The organism is Bradyrhizobium sp. JR4.1, from assembly GCF_040548605.1.
Lineage (GTDB): Bacteria > Pseudomonadota > Alphaproteobacteria > Rhizobiales > Xanthobacteraceae > Bradyrhizobium > Bradyrhizobium canariense.
Genome location: NZ_JBEPRY010000001.1, coordinates 45867 through 67500 on the forward strand (window position 1 = coordinate 45867; position 21634 = coordinate 67500).

The window sequence follows — 21634 nt, forward strand, 5'->3', positions numbered from 1 at the left end:
TCTTCGAGCCGCCCCGGAATGACGGCTAATTCCTTCCCTTCGTCGGGATCTTGTTGAACGGCACGTCCTTGTCGACCCGGATGTCGCCGGGCAGGCCCAGCACCCGCTCGGCGATGATGTTGCGCATGATCTCGTCGGTGCCGCCTTCGACGCGGGTACCGGGCGCACGCAGCAGCATCGCCTGGAAGCGGCCGGCGAGTTCGGAATCTTCAGCACCGCTAAGCACACCGGCGGCGCCTTGCAAATCCAGCGCGCAGGTCGCGACATCCTGGATCATCGAGCCAGCGACCAGCTTGCCGATGGAGTTTTCCGGTCCCGGGCGCTCGCCCTTCGACAGCGCCGAGATCGCGCGCATGCTGGTATATTTCAGCCCGCTCGCCTTCACAGCCCAGTTCGCCAGCTTCGCGCGCACCGCGCGATCCTCGATCGCCGGGCCGTCATCGAGCATCAGGCTCGTGCAATATTCGAACAGCTCGGGGAAGCCGGTCGAGACGGCCGCGCCGATCGCGCTGCGCTCGTTCATCAGCGTGGTCAGCGAGACGTTCCAGCCGTCACCGACCTCGCCGAGGCGTTGATGATCCGGAATGCGCACATTGGTGAAATAGACCTCGTTGAAGTCGGACGCGCCGCTCGCCTGCTTGATCGGCCGCACCTCGACGCCGGGGCTCTTCATGTCCAGGAAGAACATGGTCAGGCCCTTGTGCTTGGGCACGGTCGGATCGGTGCGGGTGAGCAAAATGCCGTAATCGGAATAGTGCGCGCCCGACGTCCAGATCTTCTGGCCGTTGATGACCCACTCGTCGCCGTCTTTCTCCGCGCGCGTGCGCAGGCCCGCAACGTCGGAGCCGCCCGCGGGCTCGGAGAACAGCTGGCACCAGACCTTTTCGCCGGAGGCGAGCGGCGGCAGATAGGCGCGCTTGTGCTCCTCGCGCGCGAACGCCATCATGGTCGGCCCGCACATGCCGTGGCCGATGATGAACATGCGGGATAGCTGGCCGAACGGCCCCTCTTCCTGCTGCCAGATCACACGCTCGATCGGCGACGAGCCGCGGCCACCATACTCCTTCGGCCAGTGCAGACAGGCCCAGCCGGCATCGGCCTTCTTCTTCTGCCAGGCCTTTGCGACGTCGAGGATGTTGGCGTTCTTCAATTGCGTGCGGCCGAGCGAGGACTTGCGAAGCTCTTCCTCATACTGCTTCGGTGCATTGGCCGCGATCCAGGCGCGAGCAGTGGCGCGAAATTCAGCTTCCTGCGGGGTATCGTCGAAGTTCATGGTTCTATTCTCTCTGTCATTCCGGGGCGCGCGAAGCGCGAACCCGGAATCTCGACGTTATTCACTCATCTCTGGATTCTCGGATGTGCAATTGCACATCATAGTTCGCCGCTCTGCGGCGCCCCTGAATGACGATAACGTCACGCCGCGTTCTTCTTGCGCATACGGTCGATCAACTGGTCTTCCCAATAGGACAGGCTGCCGAGCCCGAGCGCCATGGCGTTGGCACGGCGGTAGTACATGTGGCAGTCGAACTCCCAGGTGAAACCCATGCCGCCGTGAACCTGGATGTTGTTCTTGGCGCAGTGCTGGAACGCCTGCGTCGCGCTGATGCGCGCGGCTGCAGCCGCTTCCGGCAATTCGGATGCATTGGTCGAGAGCGCCCAAGCGCCGTAATAGCTGTTGGAACGTGCCAGCGTCGCCGACACGTACATGTCTGCCAGCATGTGCTTGACGGCCTGGAACGAGCCGATCTGTCGGCCGAAGGCGATGCGGTCGAGCGCGTAGTCGCGGCCCATCTCCAGCGCGCGGTCGGAGCCGCCCACCTGCTCGAACGCGCAGAGCACCGCGGCGCGATCGAGCACTTGAGTCAAGATGCTCCAGCCTTCGCCGGCCGCGCCTAGCGGCTCTGCCTTGCAATCCCTGAAAGTGATCTCGGCCTGTCCGCGGGTCGGATCGAGGTTGGTCAGGCTTTTCACCTCGACGCCGCCGTCCTTGAGATCGACGATGAATAAGGAGATGTCGCCGTCGCGCCCGCTCGATCCCGTGCGTGCCGCGACCACCGCGAAGTCGGCGATCGCGCCATCGGGGACCGGCTTCTTGACACCGTTGAGCACGCCGTTCGCAGCCGTCAGCTTGACGTTCTTCGGCGACGGATTGCCCTTGCCCTCGAACAGCGCCAGCGTTCCGATCGCCTCGCCCGAGGCAATTGCCGGCAACCATTTCTTCTTCTGCGCGTCGCTGCCGGCGATCAGCAGCGCTTCGGCTGCGAGATAGACGGTGGAGGAAAACGGCACCGGTGCGTTCGCCCGGCCCATCTCTTCAGCGATCACGCAAAGTTCGAGATGACCGGCGCCCGCGCCGCCAAAATCCTCGGGAATGGCGACACCGAGAAAACCCATCTCGGCGAGGCTCTTCCACAGCTCCTTGTCGTATGGCGCCTTGCCGTCGAGAACCATGCGCACAGCTTTGGGTGGGCACTTCTCGGTGAGGAATTTGCGCGCCTGATCGCGGAGCTGCTTTTGGTCGTCGGAGAAATCGAAGTTCATGGCGCGTATCCGTGTTGATGATGTCGATTACTTGAGAATGATGACGTCCTGGTCAGGCTTCTCGGCATAAAGCCGCTCCACCAGCCCCGCGCGGCGCTCCAGGCCGGCGCGCTGGTTGATGTAGCCCTTGTCGGTGAGCTCGTTGCCATCGATCGAGGGCGGCTCCGCCATCAGCATGGCGCGGGCGATGATGCGGCTGCTGGCGCCTTCGCACTCGTTGTTGTGAGCCTCCAGCCCGCGCCTGAAGCAAGCGATCACCTCGGGATGCTTCACGGCATCCTCGAAGCTGAGGTCGGGCTTGCCGACGAGTTGGCGGCAGGCATGCAGGTTCGGCCAGGCCAGCAGGCCGATGAAGGCGCGATCCTGCCCCGCGACCAGCGCATCATGCACGACCGGCGTCGCGGCGGCGATCGCATCTGTACGCAGCGAGCCGACATGGACGAAGGTGCCGGTGGTCAGCTTGAAATCCTCGACCACGCGCCCAGCAAAGATGATGCCTTTCACCGGATCGGTTTCGTCGACGAAGACGCCGGCGTCACCGATGCAATAAAAACCTTCCTCGTCGAACATTTTCTTCGTCAGGTCAGGCTGGCCGAAATATCCCGGCGTCACGTTGACGCCGCGCAGACGCAGCTCGTATTTCGAGCCGCAAGGCACCATCTTCAACTCGACGCCGGGGAACGGCAGGCCGATCAGGCCGACGCGGTCGGTGTCCCAATAGGTGCCGGTCGAGGTTGGCGCGGTCTCGGTCGAGCCCCAGCCGGTGTAGAACACGATGCGCTCGCCGGTGGTCTTCACGGCGAGGGCCTGCATGCGGTCGTAGAGATCGTCAGGCAGCCGCGCGCCGCCATAGGCCATGATCGAGAGATTCTTGAAGAAGGAGCGGCACAGCGCCTCGTCCTTCTCCATGGCCGCGGCGAGCGCGGCATAGCCGGCGGGCACGTTGGCGTAATAGGTCGGCGAGATCTCGCGCAGATTGCGCAGCGTCTCATCGAATTGGCCCGGCATCGGCCGGCCGTCATCGATATAGAGCGTGCCGCCATCGACCAGGATCGGGTGGAACGCCGCGTTGCCGCCCATGGTGTGGTTCCAGGGCATCCAATCCAGCATGGTCGAGATCGGACCGCCGGGATCGCGCGGCCGCACCTGCATCATCATCGCCGCATTGGCGCACATCATCGCTTGCGTGTTGACGACGGCCTTGGGCATGCCGGTCGAGCCTGACGTGAACAGCAGCTTGCCGACGGTCTCAGGCGTGATCTTCGCAATCGACGCTTCGACATCGGCAGTCACGGCCGTCGCCGCGAGCTCGGCAAAGCTGACGCTCGCGATACCCTCGCAGGGCCGCAAGACGTGAACGACGGTGACGCCTGTGAGATCGAGCGCTTTCAGCGCCTTCTCGAAGGTCGGGCCGTCCTGCACCATCACCACGCCCGGCTTGATCAGGTCGAACAAATATTTCAGCTTGACGTGATCATGGCTCATCAAGGAGTAGGCCGGCGAGACCGGCGCGGCCGGGACGCGCGCCTGCATCGCCGCCTGCGTCATCAGCGCGTGCTCGATCGAATTGCCGGAGAGGATCGTGACCGGGCGACCGTCGAGCGCAAGGTTAAGCAGGCCTTGCGTCAGCGCATCCACGGTGCGCTTGGCCTTCCCATAGGACACCTTACGCCATTCGCGGTTAGGGCCGCCGCGCTGGGCAAGCCAGATCCGCTCGGGCGCTTCCTTCGCCCATTTTGCCAGCGAAGCCGGGATATGCTTCTCGTAGGTCTGCAGCGGGATGCGCGACTTCAGCACCACCGTGCCGTCGTCGCGGCGCTCGACATCGATGTCGCGCGCAAGCCACTTGACCTTGCGAAAGGCGGGCTTCGTCATCACCGCCGCCGCGCTTCCACTCATTGTGCGTCTCCCGGAATTTCTCGTCCTTTACGGATCTTCATTGTCAGCGCCTGATATAGACAGGCTTTCGCTTCTCAAGGAAGGCCCTGATGCCTTCCGAAAACTCCTCGGAGCGGCTGCACAGGACCTGGTTGCGATCCTCCATCGCGATCACGGCTTCCAGCGATCCGGCATCGACGCTCATGTTGAGACATTCCTTGGACAGGCGTAAGCCCACGGGCGAGGCCGTGATCATCGCGTCGACATAGGGTTCGGCGGCATCATCGAGCTTGTCCTCCTCGACGACCTCGGAGACCAGCCCGACCGCGAGCGCCCGTTCGGCGCCGATGAAGCGCCCTGTGAGAATCAGCTCCGAGGCCACGGAGACACCGACCAGGCGCGGTAGGAAATAGCTGGTGCCGATGTCGCAGCCGCCAAGGCCGAGCTTGATGAAAGCGCAGTTCATCCGCGCCGATCTCGTCGCGATGCGAATGTCGGAGGCGAGCGCCAGCGCAAAGCCGCCGCCGGCCGCCGCGCCCTGTACCAGCGCGAGGATCGGCTGCGGACAGCGCCGCATCAGCATCACGATGTCGGCGATGCGCCGCTGCGAGTCCAGCGACTCCGTGACACCGGGCGGCTCCTGCTGGCCGGCACGACGCGCCATCGCCGCCTTGAGATCGAGCCCTGCGCAAAAATTCTTGCCGGCGCCCTTCAGCACCACGACGCGCGTGTCGCGGTTGCGCTGAAGGCCCTGGAAGTAGACATTGAGCGCGTCGATCAGCGCAGGATCGAGCGCGTTGAGGTGTTCGGGACGATTGAGCGTCACGGTGTCGACGCCGTCGTTGTGCTCGATCAGCAGCGGTTGGGACATGAGGCGCCTCGTGCTTGCCGCCATTCGCGGTGCCGATTGCTGCGCCCTCTCCCCTTGTGGGAGAGGGCATGTACGCTGTGAGCTCGGAATTCGCCTGGGTGAGGGGTCTGTCTCCGTGGATAGAGACCCCTCATCCGGCGCGCTACGCGCGCCACCTTCTCCCACAAGGGGAGAAGGAAAAAGAGCCCTAACGCGGCGCCATGCGGATCGCGCCGTCGAGGCGAATTGTCTCGCCATTGAGCATCGGGTTCTCGACGATGTGCACGGCGAGCGAGCCGTATTCATTGGCGTCGCCGAGTCGCGCGGGATGCGGCACCTGGGCACCGAGGCTCTTGCGGGCCTCTTCGTTCAAGCCCATCAGCAGCGGCGTCAGGAACAGGCCGGGCGCGATGGTGTTGACGCGGATCTTCTGGCTCGCTAGATCGCGCGCCGCCGGCAGGGTAAGGCCAACGACACCGCCCTTCGACGCCGCATAAGCGATCTGGCCGATCTGGCCTTCGTAAGCCGCGACCGACGCCGTGTTGACGATGACGCCGCGCTCTTCACCGACCGGCTCGATCGTGACGAGGCGCTCGGCGAACAGACGCAGGCAGTTGAAGGTGCCGATCAAATTGACGTTGATGATGCGCGCGAATTTTTCCAGCGGGTAGACGCCGTCGCGGCCGACGATGCGCTGCGATCCGCCGATGCCGGCGCAGTTCATCAGCACGCGCGCGACGCCGTGCGCGGCTTCCGCCTTGGCGATCGCCGCCTTGATCTGCTCCTCGCTGGTGACATCGGCGTGGAGCGCGATGCCCTTCACTTCGGCGGCGACCTTCTCAGCGTTTTCCTTACTCTGGTCGATCACGCCGATCTTGGCGCCCTTGGCGGCCATGGCGCGGGCGGTCGCGGCACCAAGGCCCGACCCGCCGCCGGTGATAAGAACGGCTACGTCTTTCAACTGCATCGCAAATACCTTTCCTCTACCTTTTCCTTGGGCGTTTCTTCTCTAGACTTCTGCGTTCTGGCCAGATTATCCGGCCGCGGCAGCTTCCTCGATATTCGTGAGGATGCCGCCGCAGATCAGCGTTTCCATGTGCTTGATGTATTGCCGGCAGACGTCGTCGGTGACCGGGCCGACGCCGGTCGCGCGCGACATCGCGTGCCGGCCGAAGAACAAATGATCGCAGGCGCCGATCAGGCTGGTGTAGAACAGCACCGGATCGGTGGCGCGGAATTCGCCGCGGCTGACGCCTTCGGCGAGCAGGCGGCGATGGAAATCCAGCAGCGGCGCGACGAAGAATTTCGAGACTTCGTCCGCGGAGCCCGCGACGCTCTCGTGCAACAGATAGTGGATCAGCCGGTTCATGTAGGGAAACCGGTGATAAGCGCGGATGATGCCGCCGATGTGCAGCTTCAGCTTCGCGGTCGGCGTGATCGACTGAGCCAGCAGATATTCGAGATTGGACAGTTCCGTCCCCGCGTCGCGCTCGAGCAGCGCCAACAGCAGGCCGTCCTTGTTGCCGAAGTGATATTTGACCAGCGCGGCGTTGGCGCCGGACTTCTGGGCGATGTCGCTCAGCGAAATCTCGATCGAGGAGCGTTCGATCATCAGCTCGCTCGCGGCCACGAGCAATTTCTCTGCCGTGGAATTCTTTCCGCTGGGGAGCCTGTTCGGTACGCTGGTAGTCACGGAGATCCCCGATTTAGCGCGAGAGCCGCCGCAGATAAGCCCAAGCAGCGCCTCTCCACAAGAGTTAATTGATCGATTGACTAAACGACCAGTCGCCCCTTAAATCCGCCCCGACAACCAACCATTCAGAATAATCCAGGGAGAAACCGACATGGCCGAGGCTTACATCGTCGCCGCTGCGCGTACCGCCGGTGGGCGCAAGGGGGGCCGCCTCGCCGGATGGCATCCGGCCGATCTCGCCGCGAAGGTGCTGGACGAGCTGGTCGACCGCACCAAGGTCGATCCTGCGCTGGTCGAGGACGTGATCATGGGCTGCGTCATGCAGGTCGGCGAGCAGTCCAACAACGTCGCGCGCAACGCGATCATGGCCTCGAAGCTGCCGGAGAGCGTGCCGGGCACCTCGATCGACCGCCAATGCGGCTCCTCGCAGCAGGCGCTGCACTTCGCAGCCCAGGCCGTGATGTCCGGCGCGATGGACGTGGTGATCGCCGCCGGCGTGGAATCGATGACGCGCGTACCGATGGGCCTGTCGTCGCAGCTTCCCGCCAAGAACGGCTTTGGCAATTACAAGAGCCCGGGTATCGAGCACCGTTATCCGAACATCGTGTTCAGCCAGTTCACCGGCGCCGAGATGATGGCCGAGAAGTACGGCCTCTCCAAGGATGAGCTCGACGAGTACTCCTACAACAGCCATCAGCGCGCGATCGCGGCAACCCAGGCCGGCCACTTCAAGAAGGAGATCGTGCCGCTCGAGATCACCCGCGCCGACGGCTCCAAGGACACCCACCACATCGACGAGGGCATCCGCTTCGACGCCACGCTCGACGGCATCAAGGGCGTCAAGCTGATCGCCGAGAACGGCAAGCTCTCCGCGGCCAGCGCCAGCCAGATCTGCGATGGCGCCTCCGGCGTGATGGTGGTGAACGAGCGTGGCCTGAAGCAGCTTGGCCTGAAGCCGCTGGCGCGCGTCCACCACATGACCATGATGGGCGGCGATCCCGTGATCATGCTCGATGCTCCGCTGCACGCCACCAAGCGCGCGCTGGAAAAGGCCGGCATGACGATCGACGATATCGACCTGTTCGAAGTCAACGAGGCCTTTGCTTCGGTACCGACGGGGTGGTTGAAGACCACCGGCGCCGATCCGGAACGTCTCAACGTCAATGGCGGCGCCATCGCGCTCGGCCATCCGCTCGGCTGCTCCGGCACCAAGCTGATGACGACGCTGGTGCATGCCCTGCATCAGCGTGGCAAGCGCTATGGCCTGCAGACCATGTGCGAAGGCGGCGGCATGGCGAATGTGACGATCGTGGAGCGTCTGTAAGCCGCTGCGTCGCTAATGGTGTCGTCCCGGCCTAGTGCGCAATTGCGCACGGGGGCCGGGACCCATAACCACAGGAGCCTGTCGTTATGCCCGGCTGGGGCGACATCGTGTTTCAACACTTGGGATGGGTGGCTATGGATCCCGGCGTTCGCCGGGATGGCACCGTTTATGTTGCGAGATCTCGGCGATGACTCACCCCTCCATCTACGCCCGCGCCACACCCGACAAGATCGCCTATCAGATGGCCGGGACCGGCAAGGCGATCACCTATCGTGAGCTCGACGAGCTTTCGAACCAGGGGGCGCACCTGTTCCGCTCGCTCGGGCTGAAGGCCGGCGACCACATCGCGCTGCTGATGGAGAACCGCCTCGCCTTCATGGAGATCTGCTGGGCGGCGCAACGCAGCGGGCTCTATTACACCGCGATCAGCCGCTATTTGAAGCAGGACGAGATCGACTACATCATCGCCGATTGCGGCGCCAAGGTCGTGATCACGACGCCGAAATGCGCCGACCAAATCAAGGCTCTGATCAAGGGTGCGCCCGGCGAGCCGGCCTTCTACATGATGGACGAGCCACTGTCAGGCTTCCGCTCCTACGACAAGGAAGCGGCCGCCCAGCCGACAACGCCGATCGCCGACGAGGTCGCCGGCTATGACATGCTGTATTCGTCCGGCACCACCGGCCGACCCAAGGGCATCAAAAAGGCGTTCGAGGGCAAGCCGATCGACGAGCCGAACGCGCTTCTGCGCGTGCTCAGCGCCAACATGTGCGGCATGAATGCCGAGACTATTTATCTCTCACCGGCACCGCTCTATCATGCCGCTCCCTTGCGCTTCAACATGATGGCGATCGTGCTCGGCGGCACTTCCATCATCATGGAGCACTTCGACGCCGAAGATTTCCTGAAGCTGGTCGAAAAATACAAGGTGACCCACGCGCAGCTCGTGCCGACGATGTTCGTGCGCATGCTCAAGCTGCCGGACGAGGTCCGCAACCGCTACGACGTCTCGACCCTGAAGGGCGCGATCCACGCTGCCGCGCCCTGCCCGGTCGAGGTCAAGGCCAAGATGATCGAATGGTGGGGGCCGATCCTGATCGAGTATTACGCCGGCTCCGAAGGCAACGGCGTCACCGTCTGCAACTCGAAGGAATGGCTGGAGCACCGCGGCAGCGTCGGCCGCGCCGTGGTCGGCAAGATCAAGATCCTGGACGAGAACGACGAGGAGCAGCCGACGGGCGAGATTGGCACGGTCTATTTCGCCGATGCGCCGGTTTTCACCTATCACAACGATCCCGAGAAGACGAAGAAGGCCTACAACGCAAAAGGCTGGTCGACGCTCGGCGACGTCGGTTATCTCGATAAAGACGGCTTTCTCTTTCTCACCGACCGCAAGTCCTACATGATCATCTCGGGCGGCGTGAACATCTACCCGCAGGAGACCGAGGACGTACTCATCACCCACCCTGAGGTCGCCGACGTCGCCGTGTTCGGTGTGCCGAACGAGGAGATGGGCGAAGAGGTCAAGGCAGTGGTGCAGCCGCACGATCCCAAGCGCGCCGGCAGCGAGCTCGAGGCCGATTTGATCGCCTACTGCAAGAGCCGCCTCTCGACGATCAAATGCCCGCGCTCGATCGATTTCGAAGCCGAGCTGCCGCGGACGCCGACCGGCAAGCTGGTGAAGCGGCATTTGCGCGACAAATATTGGCCGAAGGCGGCGGCGAAGATTTAGCCCGCGGCGGCATCGCCTCAATCGAACAAGCTCGGCGTGTGGTTCACCAGCGCGCCTTCGATCTCGAGCATCTTCAGCTTCGTCACCACGCCGCCATTCGCGGAGAAGCCGCCGGGCTTGTTGCCGGCCGCCAGCACGCGATGGCAGGGCACGACGATCGGGCACGGGTTGCGGCCGAGCGCCTGGCCGACGTCACGCGACAGCTCGACGCCGCCGAGCTGCCTGGCGATGTCGCCATAGGTGACGGTCTTGCCTGGCGGAATGGTGCGGGCGATGGCGTAGACGCCGCGGTTGAAGTCGGGCACGCCGTCGAGATCGAGCGGAATGTCGGTGAGGTCATCCGGCTCGCCCGCGAGCAGTTTTGTGATGCGGTCGATCGCCTGCTGCACTTCGGCAGTCGGCTCGGCTTCGCTGGCGTCAGCATGCCGCTGGCTGATGCGGGTGCGGATCTTCTGCTCACCACCCATCGGCAATTGCGTGCCGTTGATGCCGCGCGGACCCCAGGCAATGGCGCAAAGGCCGATCTTGCTATCGAACAGGGCAAAATGCTGGTCGGTCATGGCTTGGTCCCTGGCTTGCGTTCCCTTGCATGCCCCCAATGTGAACTGAGCTCAAATCTAAGCTTGGAAATAGTTGCGATCCACCCGGTTTCCGGGAATCTTGCACAGGAGTTCCGCCTCCCCTTTCGCGAGCCCGCAAATGCAAAGTCTCCACGTCAACGGATACGACATGCCCTATCTCGACGTGGGCGAAGACCGAGGCCGGCCGCCGCTGGTCTGCGTGCATGGCTCGCTTAACGACTTCCGTGTCTGGGGCTGCGTGCTCGGGCCGCTATCCCAGCGGCACCGGCTGATCTGCGTCAGCCTGCGGCATTTCTTCCCGGCGCGATGGGATGGCGTCGGCGACACCTATTCGATCGCCCAGCATGTCGACGACGTCATCGCCTTCATTGAGGAACTCGACCTTGGCCCGATCGATTTGATGGGCCATTCCCGCGGCGGGCACATCTGCTTCCGCGTGGCGCAGCGGCGGCCGGAGCTGCTCCGGCGGTTGGTGCTGGCCGAGCCCGGCGGGGAGCTCGATGCGAGCCTCGACCCCGATTATGCCGGCGACCCCTCGCCACTGCTGGCGCGGTTCACGGCCTCGGCCGAGAAGATCGCGGCCGGCGACATCGACGGCGGCCTTGCCGTCTTCGTCGACACGCTGGAAGGGCCCGGCACCTGGCCGCGGCTGCCGGCGCTGGTGAAGCAGAATCTGCGCGACAACGCCTTCACGCTGATCGGTCAGGTCCGCGACAACCGCCCGCCGTTCTCGAAGGTGGACGCGGAGTCCATCAAGATGCCGACGCTATTCATCCTGGGCGCGCGGACCAAGGGCCTGCTGCCGAAAGTGCTGCATGCGCTCGCCGCCCATGTGCCGTATTCCAGGACGGCCGTCATCCCGAACGCAACGCACCCGATGTTCGAGCAGGCGCCGCAGAAATACTCCGAAGTGGTGCTGGATTTTCTAGCGGGCTGATCATGCAGACATTTCGCGTCAATGGTTACGACATGGCCTATCTCGAAGTCGGCGAGGGCCATCCGCTGGTCTGCGTGCACGGCACGCTCGGCGATTTCCGCACCTGGTATCCAGTGCTCGGCCCGCTGTCGAAATCGCATCGCGTGATCTCGGTCAGCCTGCGGCATTTCTTTCCCGAGCATTGGGACGCCGTCGGCGACGATTACAAGATGGCCCAGCACGTCGCTGACGTGATCGCTTTCATCGAGCAGGTCAAACCCGCGCCGGTCGATTTGATGGGCCATTCGCGCGGCGGCCACATCGCGTTTCGCGTGGCGCAGTCGCGGCCCGATCTGTTGCGCAAGCTGGTGCTGGCAGAGCCCGGCGGCGATCTCGATGCAAGCCTGCCGGTGCCCGCCGGCACGCCCACACATCCGCCGCTGGCCGCGCGCACAGCGCGCTCGGTCGAGATGATCCGTGCCGGCGACATCGAAGGTGCGCTGCAGAACTTCTATGAAAGCATCGAAGGCGACGGCTCGTGGCGGCGCGTGCCGGCGGCGGCCAAGCAGCAATTGCGCGACAACGCGATCACCTTGCTCGGCCAGATCAACGAGCAGCGCAGGCCCTACACGCTCGCGGATGCGCAAGCGATCACGACCCCGACGCTCCTGATCGGCGGCGGCGCGACGACGGGGAGCCTGTCGGTGATGTGGCGCGTGCTGGCCGAGCACATCGCTGGGGCGAAGACGGCCGTGATCCCCAATGCCGGGCACTGGATGTTCGAGCAGGCGCCGCTGGAGTTCGGCGCGGCGATGAAAGCGTTCCTGGCGAAGTAGGTGCCTCACCCCTCTTTTTCTTTTTCCTCGAAAACAACCCCATGCACAGTAGCCGACCCTAGCAATATCAAGGGCTTGGCGAAGCGCAAAAAACGAGGTCGGACGCCCACTTGGCCGCGCTTGACGCCCTCGCCCTTGCGCCGTACGTTTGAATACGGAATTCCGTATTCCCTGTTGCCGTTCTGGGAGCTGCCGGCGTGATCCCCCTCGACCCGCTTCCGAACTTGATCGACCAGGTCTATGCGCGGATCCTGTAGGCGATCTCCGACCGCACGCTGCAGCCCGGCCAGCGCATCCGGCAGAACGAGCTCGCCGACAGGCTCGGCGTGTCGCGCCAGCCGGTGTCGCATGCGCTACACCTGCTGCACCGGCAGGGGCTCGTCGCGGAAAGCGGCCGGCGCGGTTTTGAAGTCACCCAGCTCGATCCCGCACGCATCCGCCAGCTCTACGAGGTGCGCGGAGCCATCGATGCCCTGGCGGCGCGGCTTGCCGGCGAGCGCGCCGCAAGCGATGCGGCGGGACGCGCGCGGCTGGAGGCGGCGCTCGCCGCCGGACGCGGGATCGACGGCAAGACCGCGCTCGCCGAGCTGATTGCGCTCGACGTCGCGTTTCATCGCGCGATCTATCGGCTCGCCGGCAATCCCGTGATCGAGGAGACGATCACGCCGCAATGGCCGCATATGCGCCGCTCGATGGCGACGGTGCTGTCCGAACTCGACTATCGCGGCAGCGCCTGGGCCGAGCATGCCGACATTGCCGGACACATTCTCGCGGGCGACGCGAAGGCGGCCGAGCGTGCGGCGCTTGCGCACGCGCAGACGGCGGGACGAATGACCGAAGAGAGATTGAGGGCGACGGAAGAGGCGGCGTAACCGCACACGCTGTCGTTCCGGGGCGATGCGCAGCATCGAGCCCGGAATCCATCGGACGGCCTATGCTGCGGAGATTCCGGGTTCGCGACTTCGTCGCGCTCCGGAATGACAAGAAACAAACCAAAGGAGGACGCGCCATGAAACTGTCCCAGGAGCAATTGGAGTTCTTCCACCGCGAGGGCTGGCTGTTCCTGCCGGAATTGTTCAGCCCGGAGGAGGTCGATCTCCTCGCGCGCGAGGCGGTTGCCATCTATGACGCGAACCGGCCGGAAGTCTGGCGCGAGAAGAGCGGCGCGCCGCGCACCGCCTTTGCCGCGCATCTCTACAACGAGGCGTTCGGCATTCTGGGTGCGCATCCGCGCATGATCGACCCGGTCGAGCAATTGTTCGGCGAGCAGGTCTACATGCACCAGTTCAAGATCAACGCAAAATCCGCCTTCACCGGCGACGTCTGGCAATGGCACCAGGATTACGGCACCTGGAAGCGCGACGACGGCATGCCGGAGCCGCGCGCGATGAACATCGCGATCTTCCTCGACGAGGTGATGCCGATCAACGGCCCGCTGATGCTGGTGCCGCAGAGCCAGAACGCCGGCGACCTCAAGGCCTCGCACGACCTCGCGACGACTTCGTATCCGCTGTGGACGCTGGACGAGGAGACCGTGACGCGGCTGGTCAAGCAGGGCGGCATCGTGGCGCCGACGGGAAAGCCCGGCGGCATGCTGATGTTCCACGGCAATCTCGTGCATGGCTCGGCCGGCAACATCACGCCCTACCCGCGCAAGATCGTGTACCTGACGCTGAACGCGGTTTCGAACTACATCCGCACACCGACGCGGCCGGAGTACATCGCGCATCGCGACTTCGCACCGATTAAGACGGTGGACGACGACGCGCTGGTGCGGCTCGCCCGTGCGCCGCGACAGGCGGCGGAGTAAGCGTCATTCCGGGGCGGCGCGTAGCGTCGAGCCCGGAATCCATCAGGCCGCAGAAGTCGCGGATGGATGGATTCCGGGCTCGCGCTTCGCGCGCCCCGGAATGACGAGCTTCAATCGTTGCGCTTAGGACAAGCCCCATGAACCTCTTCCGCCTCCTCCAGGCTCGCGCTTCCGCCGGCAAGCCCGTCCGTGTGGCGCTGATCGGCGCCGGCAAATTCGGCTCGATGTTTCTGGCGCAGGTGCCGCACACGCCGGGGCTCGTGGTTCCCATCATTGTCGACATCGACCGGGATCGTGCGCGCGAGGCCTGCCGCACGGTCGGGTGGGACGAGGCCCGCATCGCCGCCACCGTCTTCACCGATGACGGCGCGCGCGCGATTGCGGGCGGCGCGATGGACGTGGTGGTGGAGGCGACCGGCAATCCGGCCGCCGGCATCAAGCATGCGCGTGCCGCGATCGCGGCGGGCAAGCATATCGTGATGGTCAATGTCGAGGCCGACGTGCTGGCGGGCCCGCTGCTCGCCGAGGAAGCCCGCAAAGCCGGCGTGGTCTATTCGCTCGCCTATGGCGACCAGCCGGCGCTGACCGCGGAGATGGTGGATTGGGCCCGCGCCACCGGTTTTCACGTGGTAGCCGCCGGCAAAGGGACAAAATATCTGCCGGCCTATCACGACGTGACGCCCGACAGCGTCTGGCAGCATTACGGGTTGACCGCGGGCGAGGCGCAATCGGCCGGGATGAATCCGCAGATGTTCAACTCCTTCCTCGACGGCACCAAATCGGCGATCGAGATGGCCGCGATTGCGAACGCCTGCGGACTGGACGTGCCTGCGGAGGGTCTGCTGTTCCCACCCTGCGGTGTCGACGACCTCCCGCATATCATGCGGCCGCGCAGCAAGGGCGGCGTGCTGGAGCGATCGGGCGTCGTGGAGGTGGTCTCCTCGCTCGAGCGCGACGGAAGGCCGGTGTTTCGCGATCTGCGCTGGGGCGTTTACGTCGTGCTGGAGGCGCCGAACGACTACGCCGCCGACTGCTTCAGGCAATACGGCCTCAAGACCGATGGCAGCGGACGGTACGCGGCGATGTACAAGCCCTATCATCTGATCGGCCTCGAGCTGAACATCTCGGTGCTGTCGGCGGCACTGCGGGGCGAGCCGACCGGGCAGCCCCACGGCTTCCGCGGCGATGTCGCCGCCGTGGCAAAGCGCAATCTGCGCGCCGGCGAGATGCTGGACGGCGAAGGCGGCTACACGGTGTGGGGCAAGCTCGTGCCGGCAGCCGCGAGCATCAAGGCCGGCGCGCTGCCGATCGGGCTGGCGCATCGCGTGAGGCTGAAGCACGACGTCGCCCATGGCGAGATCGTGCGCTGGAGTGACGTCGAATTTGACGCGGGCAACGAGACGATCAGGACGCGGCGGGCGATGGAGGCGGCGTTTGCAAGCGCAGAGCAGGCCGCGCACTCATAGATCGAGATTCATTGATGCGGCCTACTCCGCTGTCCGACGCTTTGCGGACTCAAGCTGAAGATCGACTCAGGGAAGCTATGGGAAGAAGCGACATCCTGAGTTACGAATCGCTTTGCCGGCACACCGAGCTGTACAGCACTTCGACGGGACGGAAACGCACCAATTCCACGCGATCGAGAAAGCCGGTGGTTGGTTCCCAGCTTGATAGGAGAGCCATGAGAGCCGGCCCCGGGTCGGGCAAAGCTGCCGATAACGTCACGTGCGGCACCCAAGCTCCCGGTCGATAATGCGCATCAACTTTAAGATCGGGAAGTGCGGTTTGTATGGCCTGATGCCGCGCAAGCAAATCGCGCGTCACGATCGGCACGGCCCATAGAACGGTGCCGTTACCCGGGAAAGCCCCCAATCCGCTCAAGCTCATCGGGAGGGCCTCCCAATTTCGAGAGGTATCTTCTAGCGCGGTGTGTAGCCTCTTGAGGGGGGTCTCGTCCGGGTAGATCGCCAGGGTAATATGCGGCGCGTACCCAAGTTGGTAGCGATCGGCATCGATTCCGCTGGTCGCAAGCTTGCGCCACATTGCCTCGATAGGAACAGCGCTGATGGGGTCTAAGCAGAGTGTAATGGCGAACGGCATGGGCGCAATACTAACAGCGCCTAGGCGCGCACAGCAACTCGCTCAGTGCTCGCCCAATTCTGTATCCATCTGGCCGCTGCTTTCCCGACACGTCCCCAAGCACATCGGAGGGCCAATGACACCTACGGCCGCACTTCGAAGTAAGTCTTGCCGCCTCGTTCGAATCCTGCTCGCTCGTAGAAGCGCAGGGTCGTCTCACGCTTGGACCCCGTCGCCAAGTGGACCTTATAGCAGTCGGCCTGCGATGCAATCTCAAGCGCATAGGTGAGAACCCGTCGCCCGAGCCCTGATTTGCGATGGTCGGCGTGGGTGACTACATTCTCAATGACGCCATATGATCGGCCGCTCCGAGACAGATTGGGCACAATTGCGAGCGTACACGACGATAGAAGCTTTTCACCTGCTTGCGCCACGATCACAGTCATAAACCCCGATGAAAGCAGATTGGACCAGACGCGCTCAGCCGTAGCTGGCTCCAGTTGAGCTTCGTGCGGATGGAGATGCCCGTAAAGGTTCAGAACTTCCGAGAGATCGTGTTCTGTTGCACGACGGATAATGGCTTCTTTCATGTGCTAGTCCCTTGGATCAATACGAATGGGGCAAAGAATACCAGATGGGGTGCCAAGGGCGAACGCTGAGGCGCAGACGCGCGGGACGCCGAGTTCTGCCGCCGACTGTCGCAAAACGACGATTGCGCGTAGCATCGAATGTCGCTCTACTCCGTGACATCGCAAGACTGTTCCCACTTGGACCTCGGCGTGACAGAGCTAATTATCTTTGATTCGGACGGCGTTTTGGTCGATAGCGAGACCATTGCGGTGACCGTCTTGGCCAAAGCAGCATCGGAGGAAGGAGCCGCGATTAGTGTGGAGGAGGCTATCCGGTCTTTCCGAGGGCTAAAGATGACGGATTGCGTACGAGCAATTGAGCGCCGGTTGGGTCGAGACGTTCGTGAAACCTTCATTGACGACGTCAGACGAGCAACCGCATTTGCGTTTGATGCCGAACTGAAGCCGATCGACGGAATCCATGCGGCATTAGCTGAAATTACCGATCCCATTTGTGTAGCGTCAAACGGGCCGATGGCGAAGCTCACGCACACACTGGGACTGGCGAAACTGCTGGGCCGCTTCGAGGGGCGCATATTTAGCGCTTACGAGGTGGGTTCGTGGAAGCCAGATCCAGGCCTGTTCCTGCACGCGGCGCAAACGATGGGCGTTCACCCTTCACGCTGCATCGTCGTTGAGGACTCGGTGTCCGGAGTTCAGGCAGCAAAGGCCGCAGGGATGCGGGTCTTAGGTTTTACCGGCGGCGATCCGGAAACTGGACTGCAACTGGGAGCAATCTGCGGAAACCTTTTCCATCGAATGAGTGACCTTCCGGCTTTGCTGCAAGATCGTGTTGGATGATCGCTAAATGGGCTACCTCCGGTATGGGTCAAAACCGGCCTCGAACCATGCCGCGATGGGTCAGCTAAGGGCCACCAGTATTTCTCTAATCGACAGCAGATCCGTCTTCGTTAGCCTGTAAGTCCGCGCGCTAACCTCCGCTATTGAGGAGGTGAAGGGCCTGTGTATGAAGACCGGCAGTTGCCGAAGCTAAGACCGGGCCACCCTCCTCAGCTCGCCCGCCATCGATCCGCGTCACCACTCCCCCCGCCTTTTCGATGATCGGGATCAACGCGACGATATCGTGGGGCTGCAGCGAAGGTTCGACGGCGAGGTCGATACGGCCAGCAGCGAGCATTGCCGTAGCATAGCATTCGCCCCCGTAGCGGGTCATCCGGACCGAAGCGGAAAGGCGATCAAAGCCCTGCTTGAGCTCACCATGATAGTGCTCAGGCGAAGTCGTATGCAGGATAGCCCGCGACAGGGTGCCGACGTCTCGCGTGGACAGTCGTTGGCGCTTGCCTGCACGTTCGCACCAGGCCCCATCGGAAGTGGCCCAGAAACGCTCACTCGTGAAGGGCTGGCTCATCATTCCCAGTTCGGCTCGGCCATCGACGGTGAGACCGATCAGCGTGCCCCAGACAGGAAGGCCGCAGATGAAGGGACGAGTCCCATCCACCGGGTCCAAGACCCAGCGGTAAGAGCCACTTCCGGTTAGACCGAATTCTTCGCCCAGAATGGCATGGTCGGGATATTCGGTTTCGATCACTGCTCGAATCGCAATCTCGGCTTCCCGGTCAGCCTCGGTCACCGGGTCAAAGTAAGCCTCCCCAGTTTTGGAATCGGCGGCAAGGTCGGTTCGGAAGCGCGGCAAGGTTTCGCGATCGGCGATATCTGCCAATCGATGAAGGAAATCGGCGCCCGGCAGTTTCGGCATCAAATATCTCCATTGCACGCTCAGCGCCATCGTATCCGGATGGCGTCGAACTACACCCTATAAACACGTATAAAACAGGACGGTGGTGATCTTGAAGGTCGGCGCCGGGACCCGCTAGACCAGGGTGAGACCAAACGAAAATGGCACCGTTAAGATGGGCTGCGATGTCTCAAACGGGTCAAAAAAGCCGCTATTGCACTTTGGGCGGATACGCCCGCTATGCGGCCAACAGCAGCCACGCTAAATCTCTTCGACCCGGAGCGGCACAACTGTCTCCGCTGCATGATTTCTCCCGGGCCAATTCCCCCAAACGACTTTAGCGTCGAAATTCCTACCGTGGCAGCGAACGTTTATCACATCGCCCACGATGGGCGCGGGCCCCTGAAAATAGTTCTCATCGCGACCAAACTCCTTCTCGGTCACAAGGTCTCCCGATTTCAGGAGAATTCGTTTGACCCAGTACGGCACGCCGCAATCCTTTTCTCAGCCACCAGCGTCCATAAATTCCCTCATATGAAGCACGCAGCGTGCCTGTCTGCACCGGTCAAACGGCGACTTCTAAATTTCCGGCGCAGTTGATCGACGCAAACAGAAGAACGGCCGGATCGCGAACGACAAAACAATCCACCAAAAGCCAGACTTGAAGCCGTTCGAACCGGCTCGGCCGGGGGACCGCTCCGGGTCACAATCTGACCTGCGCAACCGTCCCGGAATATCGGCTTTGGTTGTGCGTCAGGGAAGCAGTCGCTCTTGCTTCGCCTGCCTGAACCACTTCCGGAACATGTCCTCGGTATCCATCATCTCGGTGAAGCCGGCGCGGTTGATCTTCACGGTCGAGACGATCGAGGGCGGACCGGATTCAGTGTGGCCGTAGCGCAGGCTGTAATCGGCGTATTGGAATGAGAGGCCGACGAATTCCACTAGCGCTGGCGATGCAAGGTCGTGCTTGCGCCGCAGCGCATCCCAGGGGGCGACCCAGGATGGAGACTCCCTGGTGAGCGACAGCGGGACCGGCTTGCCCGGCTTCATCTCCAGCGCATCGGCGACCGCAGGCCAGATGTTCTCCCAGGTAAAGACGTCGCCATTGGTCACGTTGAAGGCTTCGTTGCGCGCGGCCTCGGCCTCGCCCGACCAGGCGATGGCGCGGGCGAGGAGGTCGACATCGACAGCCTGCGCCACCCGCGCGGCGCCGCCGGGGTAATCCAGCGGCCTGCCCTGCTCGCGCAGCATCGCGGCATAGACGCCGAGCGGCGGGATCAGGTCCATGGCGCCGCCCATGGCGAGGCCGACGATCAGCACCGGCCGCAGGATGCTCCAATGCCAAGCCTTGCCGGCTTGCAGTTCGCGCAAGAAGTTTTCCTGCGCCCAGTAGAAATTGGGCTGCTCGTACATTTCGGAACGGCCTTCGCGAGCCGGCACGGTCAGGGGGCGAACGTGGACGCCATAGGCCTTGGTGCCCTGCAACAGGGCGACATGCTTGAGGCCGGGTGAGACCGGCTCGAGCGCACCCATCAGATTGCGCAGCATCAAATCGTTGGTCTTGATCTGCTGCGGGTCGCGCCAGCCGTCGACGAGCTGCGGCGCCTCGTAGAGCGCAGCGTAGATCAGATGCGTGGCGCCGCTCAGTTCCGAGGCGGCGCGCCCGCAATCCACTGCGCTGGTCAGGTCGATCGGGACATGACGGGCGCCGTAGAGGTCGCGCGGCCTCCGCCGGGACAGGGCAATGACATCGCACCCGCTCGATATGCCGAAGTGTCGCAACGCGGCATTGCCGACGAGACCGCTCGCTCCGGCGACCACGATCGTCTTGCCCGTCATGCGCGAGCCTCCCTGGTTTTTGCGCGATGGAATAGCAGATCGCGTGCCAGCCCGACTTGCGTCAGGCTGGCGTTCGCACCTGCGAGGCGCCCATGAGGCTTGAGACATCACACTTGATTCCGGCGAAGCGCCCGGTCATCCTCGCTCGCGGAACCGCAACGATCGGAATTCCATCTACGAGTGCCCGCAAGGGCCGTTCGGAAACGCCACAACGTCTCAACAGAAAACGTCGAGCGTCGACGAAGACAAGACGACACCAAGATCGTTCCCTGGTCGAAGCATCGACTTAGCGGAGGGAAGCGCATGGAACGTCGTAAATTCCTGACGGCAGGCGGATTGGGCTTGGCCGCAAGTGCCGTCGCTGCGCCGGCGATCGCGCAGTCGATGCCCGAGATCAAATGGCGATATGCCGCGAGCTGGCCCAAGGCGCTGGATACGCTCTACGGCGGCTGCGAATATTTCGCCAAGCGCGTTGCCGAGATCACCGACAATCGTTTCCAGATCCAGCCATTCGCCGCCGGCGAAATCGTGCCGGGTCTGCAGGTGCTCGACGCCGTCGCAAACGGCACGGTCGAGATGGGCAACACCGCGCTGTACTACTATTGGGGCAAGAACCCCGCTTTCACGTTCGGCACGTCGCTGCCGTTCGGCTTGAACACGCGGCAGCACATTTCGTGGCTGCAGTGGGGCGGTGGCCAGGACCTGATCAACAATCTGCTGAAGGAATACAACACCATCGGCATTCCGACCGGGTCGACCGGCGCGCAGATGGGCGGCTGGTTCCGGAAGGAGATCAAGTCGATCGACGATCTCAAGGGACTGAAATTCCGGGTCGGCGGTTTTGCCGGCACGATCATCGCCAAGGTCGGCGGCGTGCCGCAGCAGATCGCGGCGGGCGATATCTATCCCGCGCTGGAGAAGGGCACGCTCGATGCCGCCGAATGGGTCGGGCCCTATGACGACGAGAAGCTCGGCTTCGTGAAGGTCGCGAAGTACTATTACTATCCCGGTTGGTGGGAAGGCACCGGCCAGGGTCACAACATCATCAATCTCGACAAGTGGAACACGCTGCCGAAGCACTATCAGGCCGCGGTCGACGCCGCGTCGCGCGATACCTTCACCTGGGTGACCGGCAAATACGATTACGTCAATCCGCCGGCGCTGAAGCGTCTGCTGGTGGCCGGCGCGATCCTGAAGCCGTTCCCGCAGGAAGTGCTGGAAAGCTGCTAT

At 63.3% G+C, this 21634-nt stretch carries 19 protein-coding genes and 1 pseudogene (1 of these 20 running past the window's edge); 9 read left to right on the forward strand and 11 right to left on the reverse strand.

Going from position 1 to position 21634, the window contains the following annotated elements; translation table 11 throughout:
- Positions 1-25 precede the first annotated feature (25 nt).
- The 6 genes from ABIB90_RS00260 to ABIB90_RS00285 form a co-directional block, all read right to left on the reverse strand.
- On the reverse strand, positions 26-1273 hold the full coding sequence (locus tag ABIB90_RS00260; protein WP_007597243.1) for an acyl-CoA dehydrogenase: 1248 nt from the start codon (positions 1271-1273) through the stop codon (positions 26-28).
- Between the two features lie 140 nt (positions 1274-1413).
- Positions 1414-2541, reverse strand: a complete 1128-nt coding sequence (locus ABIB90_RS00265; protein WP_007597244.1) for an acyl-CoA dehydrogenase family protein — start codon at positions 2539-2541, stop codon at positions 1414-1416.
- A 27-nt stretch (positions 2542-2568) separates the two neighbouring features.
- Positions 2569-4440 carry an AMP-binding protein gene (locus tag ABIB90_RS00270; protein ID WP_354199921.1) on the reverse strand — a complete coding sequence of 624 codons (1872 nt, stop codon included), beginning with the start codon at positions 4438-4440 and terminating at the stop codon, positions 2569-2571.
- A gap of 43 nt (positions 4441-4483) precedes the next feature.
- A complete protein-coding gene (locus ABIB90_RS00275) occupies positions 4484-5290 on the reverse strand; it encodes an enoyl-CoA hydratase/isomerase family protein (protein WP_219680401.1) in 807 nt (268 codons plus the stop codon).
- A 187-nt stretch (positions 5291-5477) separates the two neighbouring features.
- A complete protein-coding gene (locus tag ABIB90_RS00280) occupies positions 5478-6236 on the reverse strand; it encodes an SDR family NAD(P)-dependent oxidoreductase (RefSeq protein WP_007615252.1) in 759 nt (252 codons plus the stop codon).
- Positions 6237-6302: 66 nt separating this feature from the next.
- Positions 6303-6905 (reverse strand): TetR family transcriptional regulator, encoded by a 603-nt coding sequence (locus ABIB90_RS00285; protein WP_502918229.1) that lies wholly within the window; start codon positions 6903-6905, stop codon positions 6303-6305.
- 208 nt (positions 6906-7113) lie between these two features.
- Between ABIB90_RS00285 and ABIB90_RS00290 the strand changes: the two genes are divergently transcribed.
- Positions 7114-8286: an acetyl-CoA C-acetyltransferase gene (locus ABIB90_RS00290; RefSeq protein WP_354199923.1), complete on the forward strand. Its 1173-nt coding sequence runs from the start codon at positions 7114-7116 to the stop codon at positions 8284-8286.
- Between the two features lie 187 nt (positions 8287-8473).
- A complete protein-coding gene (locus ABIB90_RS00295; protein WP_354199924.1) occupies positions 8474-10018 on the forward strand; it encodes an acyl-CoA synthetase in 1545 nt (514 codons plus the stop codon).
- Positions 10019-10035: 17 nt separating this feature from the next.
- Here ABIB90_RS00295 and ABIB90_RS00300 read toward each other — a convergent pair whose 3' ends face one another.
- Positions 10036-10578, reverse strand: coding sequence for a methylated-DNA--[protein]-cysteine S-methyltransferase (locus ABIB90_RS00300; protein ID WP_219680412.1), 543 nt, complete (start codon positions 10576-10578; stop codon positions 10036-10038).
- Between the two features lie 139 nt (positions 10579-10717).
- Between ABIB90_RS00300 and ABIB90_RS00305 the strand changes: the two genes are divergently transcribed.
- The 5 genes and pseudogenes from ABIB90_RS00305 (at position 10718) to ABIB90_RS00325 (ending at position 15627) form a co-directional block, all read left to right on the forward strand.
- A complete protein-coding gene (locus tag ABIB90_RS00305) occupies positions 10718-11536 on the forward strand; it encodes an alpha/beta fold hydrolase (RefSeq protein ID WP_354199925.1) in 819 nt (272 codons plus the stop codon).
- A 2-nt stretch (positions 11537-11538) separates the two neighbouring features.
- The gene (locus ABIB90_RS00310; protein WP_354199926.1) at positions 11539-12351 is read left to right on the forward strand and encodes an alpha/beta fold hydrolase; all 813 of its coding nucleotides are present in this window, start codon (positions 11539-11541) and stop codon (positions 12349-12351) included.
- Positions 12352-12548: 197 nt separating this feature from the next.
- Positions 12549-13223, forward strand: a pseudogene (locus tag ABIB90_RS00315) (GntR family transcriptional regulator).
- Between the two features lie 137 nt (positions 13224-13360).
- Positions 13361-14161: a phytanoyl-CoA dioxygenase family protein gene (locus ABIB90_RS00320; RefSeq protein WP_027514113.1), complete on the forward strand. Its 801-nt coding sequence runs from the start codon at positions 13361-13363 to the stop codon at positions 14159-14161.
- A 137-nt stretch (positions 14162-14298) separates the two neighbouring features.
- Positions 14299-15627, forward strand: coding sequence for an NAD(P)H-dependent oxidoreductase (locus tag ABIB90_RS00325; protein ID WP_354199927.1), 1329 nt, complete (start codon positions 14299-14301; stop codon positions 15625-15627).
- Between the two features lie 100 nt (positions 15628-15727).
- Here the strand turns inward: ABIB90_RS00325 and ABIB90_RS00330 are convergent, their stop codons facing one another.
- Positions 15728-16261 (reverse strand): 2'-5' RNA ligase family protein, encoded by a 534-nt coding sequence (locus ABIB90_RS00330; protein ID WP_007597268.1) that lies wholly within the window; start codon positions 16259-16261, stop codon positions 15728-15730.
- Between the two features lie 122 nt (positions 16262-16383).
- Positions 16384-16830 (reverse strand): GNAT family N-acetyltransferase, encoded by a 447-nt coding sequence (locus ABIB90_RS00335; protein WP_354199928.1) that lies wholly within the window; start codon positions 16828-16830, stop codon positions 16384-16386.
- Positions 16831-17019: 189 nt separating this feature from the next.
- On the opposite strand from ABIB90_RS00335, the gene ABIB90_RS00340 reads away from it, so the two are divergent.
- Complete coding sequence (locus ABIB90_RS00340) at positions 17020-17670, forward strand: HAD family hydrolase (RefSeq protein WP_245285948.1); 651 nt, start codon at positions 17020-17022, stop codon at positions 17668-17670.
- A 130-nt stretch (positions 17671-17800) separates the two neighbouring features.
- On the opposite strand, the gene hisN is transcribed toward ABIB90_RS00340, so the two are convergent.
- Together hisN and ABIB90_RS00350 are read right to left on the reverse strand one after the other, a co-directional pair.
- Positions 17801-18586: a histidinol-phosphatase gene (hisN, locus tag ABIB90_RS00345; protein WP_007597271.1), complete on the reverse strand. Its 786-nt coding sequence runs from the start codon at positions 18584-18586 to the stop codon at positions 17801-17803.
- A 732-nt stretch (positions 18587-19318) separates the two neighbouring features.
- A complete protein-coding gene (locus tag ABIB90_RS00350; RefSeq protein WP_354199929.1) occupies positions 19319-20404 on the reverse strand; it encodes an NAD-dependent epimerase/dehydratase family protein in 1086 nt (361 codons plus the stop codon).
- 303 nt (positions 20405-20707) lie between these two features.
- On the opposite strand from ABIB90_RS00350, the gene ABIB90_RS00355 reads away from it, so the two are divergent.
- A protein-coding gene (locus ABIB90_RS00355; RefSeq protein WP_219680430.1) for a TRAP transporter substrate-binding protein crosses the window boundary here: on the forward strand, positions 20708-21634 show its 5' portion. The gene runs 162 nt beyond the window's last position; 927 of the gene's 1089 nt are visible here — the first part of the coding sequence; its start codon is at positions 20708-20710; its stop codon lies beyond the right edge, outside the window.

Excerpts from the sequence above, each read along its gene's own strand:
- ABIB90_RS00260 (WP_007597243.1), bottom strand. The coding sequence starts at position 1,273 with ATGAACTTCGACGATACCCCGCAGGAAGCTGAATTTCGCGCCACTGCT.
- ABIB90_RS00265 (WP_007597244.1), bottom strand. The coding sequence starts at position 2,541 with ATGAACTTCGATTTCTCCGACGACCAAAAGCAGCTCCGCGATCAGGCG.
- ABIB90_RS00270 (WP_354199921.1), bottom strand. The coding sequence starts at position 4,440 with ATGAGTGGAAGCGCGGCGGCGGTGATGACGAAGCCCGCCTTTCGCAAG.
- ABIB90_RS00275 (WP_219680401.1), bottom strand. The coding sequence starts at position 5,290 with ATGTCCCAACCGCTGCTGATCGAGCACAACGACGGCGTCGACACCGTG.
- ABIB90_RS00280 (WP_007615252.1), bottom strand. The coding sequence starts at position 6,236 with ATGCAGTTGAAAGACGTAGCCGTTCTTATCACCGGCGGCGGGTCGGGC.
- ABIB90_RS00290 (WP_354199923.1), top strand. The coding sequence starts at position 7,114 with ATGGCCGAGGCTTACATCGTCGCCGCTGCGCGTACCGCCGGTGGGCGC.
- ABIB90_RS00295 (WP_354199924.1), top strand. The coding sequence starts at position 8,474 with ATGACTCACCCCTCCATCTACGCCCGCGCCACACCCGACAAGATCGCC.
- ABIB90_RS00300 (WP_219680412.1), bottom strand. The coding sequence starts at position 10,578 with ATGACCGACCAGCATTTTGCCCTGTTCGATAGCAAGATCGGCCTTTGC.
- ABIB90_RS00305 (WP_354199925.1), top strand. The coding sequence starts at position 10,718 with ATGCAAAGTCTCCACGTCAACGGATACGACATGCCCTATCTCGACGTG.
- ABIB90_RS00310 (WP_354199926.1), top strand. The coding sequence starts at position 11,539 with ATGCAGACATTTCGCGTCAATGGTTACGACATGGCCTATCTCGAAGTC.
- ABIB90_RS00320 (WP_027514113.1), top strand. The coding sequence starts at position 13,361 with ATGAAACTGTCCCAGGAGCAATTGGAGTTCTTCCACCGCGAGGGCTGG.
- ABIB90_RS00325 (WP_354199927.1), top strand. The coding sequence starts at position 14,299 with ATGAACCTCTTCCGCCTCCTCCAGGCTCGCGCTTCCGCCGGCAAGCCC.
- ABIB90_RS00330 (WP_007597268.1), bottom strand. The coding sequence starts at position 16,261 with ATGCCGTTCGCCATTACACTCTGCTTAGACCCCATCAGCGCTGTTCCT.
- ABIB90_RS00335 (WP_354199928.1), bottom strand. The coding sequence starts at position 16,830 with ATGAAAGAAGCCATTATCCGTCGTGCAACAGAACACGATCTCTCGGAA.
- hisN (WP_007597271.1), bottom strand. The coding sequence starts at position 18,586 with ATGCCGAAACTGCCGGGCGCCGATTTCCTTCATCGATTGGCAGATATC.
- ABIB90_RS00350 (WP_354199929.1), bottom strand. The coding sequence starts at position 20,404 with ATGACGGGCAAGACGATCGTGGTCGCCGGAGCGAGCGGTCTCGTCGGC.